The 7,251-nt window shown below is 73.0% G+C and carries 6 protein-coding genes; 3 read left to right on the forward strand and 3 right to left on the reverse strand.

All coding sequences use genetic code 11. The features are described 5' to 3' along the window. Window positions 1-97 precede the first annotated feature (97 nt). Window positions 98-2,026, reverse strand: a complete 1,929-nt coding sequence (locus AB0I88_RS40675) for a heavy metal translocating P-type ATPase (RefSeq protein WP_361037555.1) — start codon at window positions 2,024-2,026, stop codon at window positions 98-100. 57 nt (window positions 2,027-2,083) lie between these two features. On the opposite strand from AB0I88_RS40675, the gene AB0I88_RS40680 reads away from it, so the two are divergent. After that, a complete protein-coding gene (locus tag AB0I88_RS40680) occupies window positions 2,084-2,701 on the forward strand; it encodes a hypothetical protein (protein WP_361037557.1) in 618 nt (205 codons plus the stop codon). Window positions 2,702-2,739: 38 nt separating this feature from the next. Further along, window positions 2,740-2,886 carry a hypothetical protein gene (locus AB0I88_RS40685; RefSeq protein ID WP_361037559.1) on the forward strand — a complete coding sequence of 49 codons (147 nt, stop codon included), beginning with the start codon at window positions 2,740-2,742 and terminating at the stop codon, window positions 2,884-2,886. Window positions 2,887-2,944: 58 nt separating this feature from the next. Here AB0I88_RS40685 and AB0I88_RS40690 read toward each other — a convergent pair whose 3' ends face one another. Both AB0I88_RS40690 and AB0I88_RS40695 read right to left on the reverse strand, forming a co-directional pair. After that, window positions 2,945-3,943 carry a hypothetical protein gene (locus AB0I88_RS40690; protein ID WP_361037561.1) on the reverse strand — a complete coding sequence of 333 codons (999 nt, stop codon included), beginning with the start codon at window positions 3,941-3,943 and terminating at the stop codon, window positions 2,945-2,947. Then, window positions 3,940-4,329 (reverse strand): hypothetical protein, encoded by a 390-nt coding sequence (locus AB0I88_RS40695; protein WP_361037563.1) that lies wholly within the window; start codon window positions 4,327-4,329, stop codon window positions 3,940-3,942. Before AB0I88_RS40695 ends, AB0I88_RS40690 begins: the two co-directional genes overlap by 4 nt. Window positions 4,330-4,488: 159 nt before the next feature. Here AB0I88_RS40695 and AB0I88_RS40700 point away from each other — a divergent pair, with 159 nt between their 5' ends. Continuing rightward, entirely contained in the window at window positions 4,489-7,128 is a 2,640-nt protein-coding gene (locus AB0I88_RS40700) for a LuxR C-terminal-related transcriptional regulator (RefSeq protein ID WP_361037565.1), read from the forward strand. The last annotated feature ends 123 nt before the right edge of the window (window positions 7,129-7,251 follow it).

Genomic DNA, 7,251 nt, shown 5'->3' on the forward strand with positions numbered 1-7,251 from the left:
CGAGGCGCTGACCGAGCGCGGCCTGCTGGCCACCCGGCTCGCGCCGCACCTGGTGCGCCCGGTTCCGATCCTGGTCCCGCTGCCCAGCGCCGGCCGGTCACTGCTGTTGCGGGGTCAGGTTCACCCGGCGCAGTAGCTGGGCGTTGAGCGCGACCACGATCGTCGAGGCGCTCATCAGCACCGCTCCGACCGCCGGACTCAGAGTGATCCCGGCCCAGGCCAGCACGCCGGCAGCGAGCGGGATGGCGACGATGTTGTAGCCGGCCGCCCACGCCAGGTTCTGGATCATCTTGCGGTAGGAGGCCTTCGACAGCCGGATCACGCCGGTCACCGCCCGGGGGTCGGACGAGGCGAGCACGACACCCGCCGACTCGATCGCCACATCCGTACCCGCTCCGATCGCCAGGCCGACGTCAGCGCGGGCCAGCGCCGGGGCATCGTTGACACCGTCACCGACCATCGCGACCCGCAGGCCGCGGGCCTGCAGTTCGGCGACCGTGCGGTCCTTGTCGGCCGGCAGCACCTCGGCGAACACCTCATCGACACCGGGCCGGAAGCCGAGATCGGCGGCGACGGCCTCCGCCACCGGCCGGGCGTCCCCGGTGATCATCACGATCTTGCCGATACCGGCACGGCGCAGCTGCTCAATGCCCTGCCGCGCCTCCGGGCGCACCTCGTCCTCCAGCGCGAACGCGCCGATCACCTCGGGCGTCGCGCCGTCGGTGACGCGCAACAGGTGCAGCACCGCCGCACCCCGCGCCGACCACTGCCCGGCCGTCTCCTGCAGGCTGGTGGGCACGGTGGCGCCGAGCTCACGGAGTAGAGCCGGGCCACCGACGGCGTAGGTGTGTCCGTCGACGACCGCCTGGACGCCGCGACCGGTCAACGACCGGAACCCGCTCGCCTGGGCGTGCAAGCCCCGCTCGTGAGCGACCGCGGTCAGCGCCTGGGCAAGGGGGTGTTCACTGTCGGCCTCCACCGCCCCCGCGATACGCAGCACCTCGTCGTCGGTGAAACCGTCAGCGGCGGCGGTGCCGGTCACGGTGTGCGCGCCCTTAGTGAGGGTGCCGGTCTTGTCGAACAGCACCGCGTCGACGGTGCGCATCCGCTCCAAAGCGAGCCGGTCCTTGACCAGGATCCCGGCCTTGGCCGACAACGCCGTGGACAGGGCGATCACCAGCGGAATCGCCAGGCCGAGCGCGTGCGGGCACGCGATCACCAGCACCGTCACCGTACGCACCACCGCCTGGTCCAGATCGCCGAGCAGCCACCAGGCGAAGAACGTCAGCACCGCGGCCACCGTGGCGATGTAGAACAGCATCGCCGCGAACCGGTCCGCCAGCACCTGCGCCCGACCTCCGGCTGCCTGAGCCTGCGCGACCAGCCGGCTGATACCCGCGAGCGCGGTGTTCTCCCCTACCGCGTCCACGCGGACCCGGATCGCCGAGTCGGTCGCAACCGTGCCGGCCACCACCCGGTCGCCTTCGCCGCGCGCAACCGGCCTCGACTCTCCGGTGATCATCGACTCGTCGAGCTCGGCCGCACCCTCGGTGATCCGACCGTCCGCCGGCACCCGAGCGCCGGAGCGCACCAGCACGGTGTCCCCGACGGCCAGGTCGGCGACCGGCACCCGCTCGACACCGCCGCTGCTCGTAAGCCGTTCGGCGTCATCGGGTAGTAGCGCGGCCAGCGCGGCAAGAGCGCCCTGGGCCTGGCCGATCGCTTTCATCTCCTGCCAGTGCCCGAGCAGCATGATGGTCACCAGCGCCGCCAGCTCCCACCAGAAGTCCAGGTCGAATAAGCCAAGGCTGGTGGCCAGCGACGCCGTGTAGGCGACCGTGATCGCTATCGAGATCAGCAGCATCATGCCCGGAGCACGGTCACGGACCTCGCTAACCGCGCCGGCCAGGAACGGCCAGCCACCGTAGAAGAACACGACGGTGCCCAGGACCGGGCCGACCCAGGCCATGCCGGGGAAATCGAGGCTGTAGCCGAACCAGTCCATGATCATGTGGCTGGTCAGCACGATCGGAACGGTCAGGGCCAAGCTCAGCCAAAACTTGCGGCGGAAGATCTCCGGGTCGTGACCGGCGTGCTTGTCATGACCCTCGTGCCCGTGACCGCCGTGCGGTCCGGCGCTGGGCCCGCGAGCGTGGTGGTCATGCCCGGCGGTCGTGTGATGGGCGTTGTCGTGGGCGCCTACGTGGTCCAGGGTTCCGGCGGCCGCCTGGTGCTCGTGGCCACGCTGGTGAGTGTTGTGGTGTTCGTTGTGGATCGGCATGTCGACCACCTCCAATGCCGAACCTATACCCCCTGGGGGTATACGGCAAGCGCTGGTTTGCCCGCTGATGCTTCGGGTTGGCACCGCCCCGCGGTAGCGCATATCCCGAGGTTGGCTACCCGCCGCCATCGTCGAGTAAGTCACCAGAAGAAGAGCGCGGCGGTGACGTCGCCATGTCGACGTGTTAATGACGTAGCCGCCGCCGGGCCAGGCCGCATCCACCGGCGTCCCGACCGCCGCCTGGACCGCGAAGACGCCAGCTGCGGCATCGCCAGCGGCGTGATCATGACCGTTACCGGCTACAGCACGCTGTCCATCATCGGCACCATCCTCGTCATAGCCATCATCCCCTTCGTCGCCGCGAGCCCCAGGCGAAGGCGTACGAGTTCAGCGGAGGAACAGCAGTCCAGCCGAACCTGACGGTCGCGGCAGGCGAGAACAACATCCGCTAGCTGACAGTGAGTGACTGGAAGCTGCAACGCGGCCACACCTCCAATTCGGGCCGCCGCAACACGCTCAGAGTTGACAGGGAAATCGTCGGCGCGGACATCGTCTACCACGAGGAGCCCGAGTACTGGGCGGAGGCCGTCTGCGGCAGCCGCTGAGGTCACGGCCGCCGGAAGCCGCCGGACAGGTGAATCCAGGCGATCTTGTCGATCCCGGTCACGGGGCGGGCTCCGGTGTGAACGTGGGCTGGTTGCCGGCGAGCCCACGGACCAGGTAGTTGGTCAGGGCCGCGCCGGCGTCACGTTCCGCGTCCGGGTTGCCGGGCAGGGGCCAGCGGAGCCGTGTGTAGAGCAGCGTGCGGTGCATGTCGAAGGCGGCTTCCAGCAGGTCGGCGTAGCGGGCGGCGTGGTGCGGGATCCACAGTAGGACCGCCCACGCGGTGAGGGCCAGGCCGATCGGCAGGGCCCAGGCGCTCCAGCCGGTGAACGCGACGAACGCCAGCGACCAGACGGCGACCGCGGTGGCCCGGTTCAGGGCGGTGCGGGCGGCGCCGATGTCGAGGCGGGCCGGTTCCGGCAGGACCATCCACAGGTGCGGCCAGACGGCGACGGTGTCCAGGCCGTACTTCTCGAAAGGGCGGGTTTCGGCGGCGCGCAGCATGTTGCCGATGCGGGTGGGCATCATCCATCGTGGGCTCGGCAGACGCCGCAGCCGGTCCTCGCAGCGGGCGAAGTCGGCCCGGGCGCGCGCGACCTCAGCGGCCGCCGCTTCGGCGGTCGTCGTCCCGGCGGCCGTCGTTTCAGCAGATGCCGGCTCGGTGCCGGCGGTTGCGGGTGGCGGCTCCTCGATCCTCTTCGCCAGGGATCGCCACTGTTCGGTGAGCGCGGCTCGGCGCTTCAGCCGCCGGTTCACGAGAGGGCGGCGCAGCGGCCGCGGCCAGTAGCCCTCGAGGAGGCGCAGCGCCGGCCGGGTCAGCAGGGTGACCAGCGCGGTGGAGGCGTAGGCGCCGGCCAGGACCAGCGCCACCAGGGCGAGGACGGCCAGGGCGGGCAGTTCGGCGGCGTCGGCGCCGAGGGCGAGCAGGCGATCCCAGCCGCCGTTGGCGGACAGCCAGGCCAGGGCTCCACCGGTCCAGAAGACCAGGGCGGGACCGATCCGGGTCAGGGCGCGCTCGACCACGTGCCCGGCGACCGCCTCGCCGATCGCGTCCATCATCGGGCGGCGACCAGTTCCAGCCGGACCCGGTGCTCGGCGCAGAGCGGCACCTCGTCGCAGAGCGAGACCCGATGCCAGACCGCATGGTCACCGTACGGGCACTCGTACCGCTGCGGGGCCGCACCCATCCGGTCGCCGGCCAGCGGATCGTAGCTCCCTTTGGTCGGCTGGGGAGGGGTGCTACGGCCCAGCGCCTCGTCGACGAAGCGCTCGACCGCGGGCACGGACGAGAACAGGTCCAGCAAGCGGCCGTCGACGTCCACACCGTCGGCGTGCTCCCGGAGCAGCCGCCCGATGGCGTCGTCCAGGCGGAGGGCCTCGGCCTCGCCGGCCAGCAGCGCCAGCGAAGGCCGGATTTTCTGGGCGAGATCGGTCAGTTGGCTCACGGGCGCTCCCCGTCCCCCGGCGGTCGAGTGCTCCACTGTAGTCGCCGTGCGGGTGACGGCGCGCTCACGCCCGGCGGGCGCGGCACGGCCGGGACGGCGCCGTGGGGCCGCGGGATCCGGCGGCGCCTCGGCCCAGGCGTACGAGATTAGGATTTTTGAATGATCCTGGGGCGTGGGGCGGAACTGGACATGGTGGCGGCTCTGTTGCGCGGGGCTGCCGAAGGAGGTGGTGGGGCGCTGGTCATCCGCGGTGCGGCGGGGATCGGTAAGTCGGCGTTGCTGGAACATGCCGTGGAGCGGGCCACGGCGGCGGGGATGCGGGTGGTCGGCACCGCGGGGGTGCAGGCCGAGGTGCGTATCCCGTACGCGGGACTGCACCGGCTGGTGCGCGGGGCGCCGGACCTGGCGGACGCGGTGCTGAATGACGCGGACACGCCACCGGCCCTGGCCGCGATGATCCTTCTCGGACTTCTGGGGGAGACGCCGGCGCTCGTGGCGGTGGAGGACGCGCAGTGGCTGGACACGCCGAGCTGGGAGGCGCTGGCGTTCGTGGCGCGGCGCCTGGAAGCCGATCCGGTGGCCATGGTGCTGACCGCGCGCGACGGGCAGGACGTGGAACGGCGGCTGGCCGGGGCCGGGCTGGCGGAGCTGCCGTTGGAGCCGCTCGGTGAGCGGGACTCCCGTGACCTGCTGGCCCGGGTCGCGCCGGAGCTGGGCGAGGCGCTGGCGGCGCGGGTCCTCGCCGAGGCCGGCGGGAATCCGCTCGGGCTGGTCGAGCTGGGGCGGGCGGCGGCCCGGTCCGGCGGCTCGGCGCTGTTGCCGTCGGCGATCCCGTTGAGCACCCGGGTGGAGCGGACGTTCGCCGCGCTGGTCGACGAGCTGCCCCCGGCGACCCGGACGTTGCTGCTGGTGGCGGCGCTGAACGACGGCGACGACCTGGACGAGACGGTGGCCGCGGCCCGGCGCGTGCACGACGGCGATCTCGGCCCGGACGACGTGGAACCGGCGGTCGCCACCAAACTGGTGCGGCTGGACGGCCGGTTCCGGGTGGAGTTCCGGCATCCGCTGCTGCGGTCGGCGTTGCAGCAGTCGGCGACGGTGGGGCGGCGACGGCAGGCGCATGCCGCGCTGGCCGGGGTGGTCGCCGATCCGGAACGCCGGATCTGGCACCGGGCGGCCGGCGCGGGCGGCCCGGACGAGGACCTCGCCCGCGAGCTGACCGAGATCGCGCTCCGGTCCAGCGACGGGCTCGCCGCCGGCACCGCGATGGCCGCTTTCGAACAGGCGGTACGCCTCAGCGCCGACCCGCGGGCGCGCGGCCACCGCCAGTTGCGGGCCGGCGACATGGCCATGCAGCAGGGCGACCTCACGACGGCGGTCCGGCTGCTCGGCGAGATCCGCGAGGACGACCTGACGCCGGGTGACCAGGCGCTGCTGGGCCTGTTCCGCGAGGTTCTGCAGGGCACCGGATGGACCGGCGACGGCCGGCTGTCCGGGTTCGCCGACGCGGTCGAGCGGCTGTGCCGGGAGGGCGAGGCCGCGGCCGCGGTCGAGATGCTCGGCGCGGTCGCCCTGCGCGCCCACTGGTCCAACCCGGATCCGCGCCTGATCGACCGGCTTCTCACCGCCGTCGAGGGCGCCGGCCGGCCCCTGCCCGAGGTGCAGTGGATCCACGTGCAGGCGATGCTCGCCCCGCGGGAGCGTGGCGAGGAATGCCTGCGCCGGATGGCCGCCGTCGCCGGCAGTGACCCGAACGCCTGGGACCGCAACCAGCTGGGCAACGCGGCGAACGCGATCGGCGCCTACGATCTTGCGGCCGCGTTCTACACCACCGCCGAGGTGGGGCTGCGCGAGCAGGGCCGCGTCGCGGTGCTCGCCGGCACCCTGATCGCCCACGCCACGGCGGCCGGGCTGCTGGGTGACGTGCGGACCGCACTGGACGCCGGGACCGAGGGATGGCGGCTGGCCGCCGAGACCGCGACCGGCGCCTGGGCACCGGCCGGACTGCTGGCCGTCGGGTTCGCCGAGGCGCTGCGCGGCGGCGAGGCGGAGGCGCTGCGGCTGGCCGAGCAGGCCGAGGCGATGCTGCTGCCGGCCGGCCGGACCCCGCTGCTGGCGCTGGTCCGCAAGGTTCGCGGGGTCGCCGCCCTCGGCGCGGGGCGGCCCGACGAGGCGTTCCGGGAGCTCCGCCGGATCTACGACCCGGCGGACGTGTCCTACCACCCGCACACCCGGCCGGGCCTGCTCGCCCACCTGGCCGAGGCGGCCGCCGGATGCGGGGCGCAGGCCGAACTGCGGTCCGTCGTGGCGGGCCTGCCGGACGGGCCGTCGCCGGCGCTGCGGATCGGGCTCGGGTACGCGCGGGCGGTCCTCGCCGACACCGACGTCGCGTACGAGAAGGCGCTCGCCGACGATCTGACCGGGTGGCCGTTCGAGCAGGCGCGACGGCAGCACGCGTACGGGGCCTGGCTGCGCCGCCGGCGTCGCCCCGCCGACTCCCGGCCGCTGCTGCGGGCCGCGGCCACCGCCTTCGACGCGCTCGGCGCCACCGCCTGGGCCGACCGGTCCCGGGCCGAGCTGCGCGCCTCGGGGGAGACGTTGCGCCGCCCGTCCGGCGTGGCACAGCGGCTCACCCCGCAGGAGACGCAGATCGCCCGGCTCGCGGCCGAAGGGCTCAGCAACCGGGACATCGCCGAGCGGCTGTTCCTGTCGCCGCGTACGGTCACCACCCACCTGCAGCGTGTCTATCCGAAGCTGGGGATCAGGTCACGCGCCGAACTGGCCCGCGCCCTTGCGTAGTTGTACGTACGCGACCGGCCGTCCCGGAGAACTAGAGCGCATCTGACGGATCATGGTCGGCTCCGGTCCGGTTTCGCTCGGAGCCAGATCATGATCGAGGCGACGGTAACCGTTGCCTCGTAA

The sequence above is a fragment of the Actinoplanes sp. NPDC049802 genome, from assembly GCF_040656595.1.
GTDB lineage: Bacteria > Actinomycetota > Actinomycetes > Mycobacteriales > Micromonosporaceae > Actinoplanes.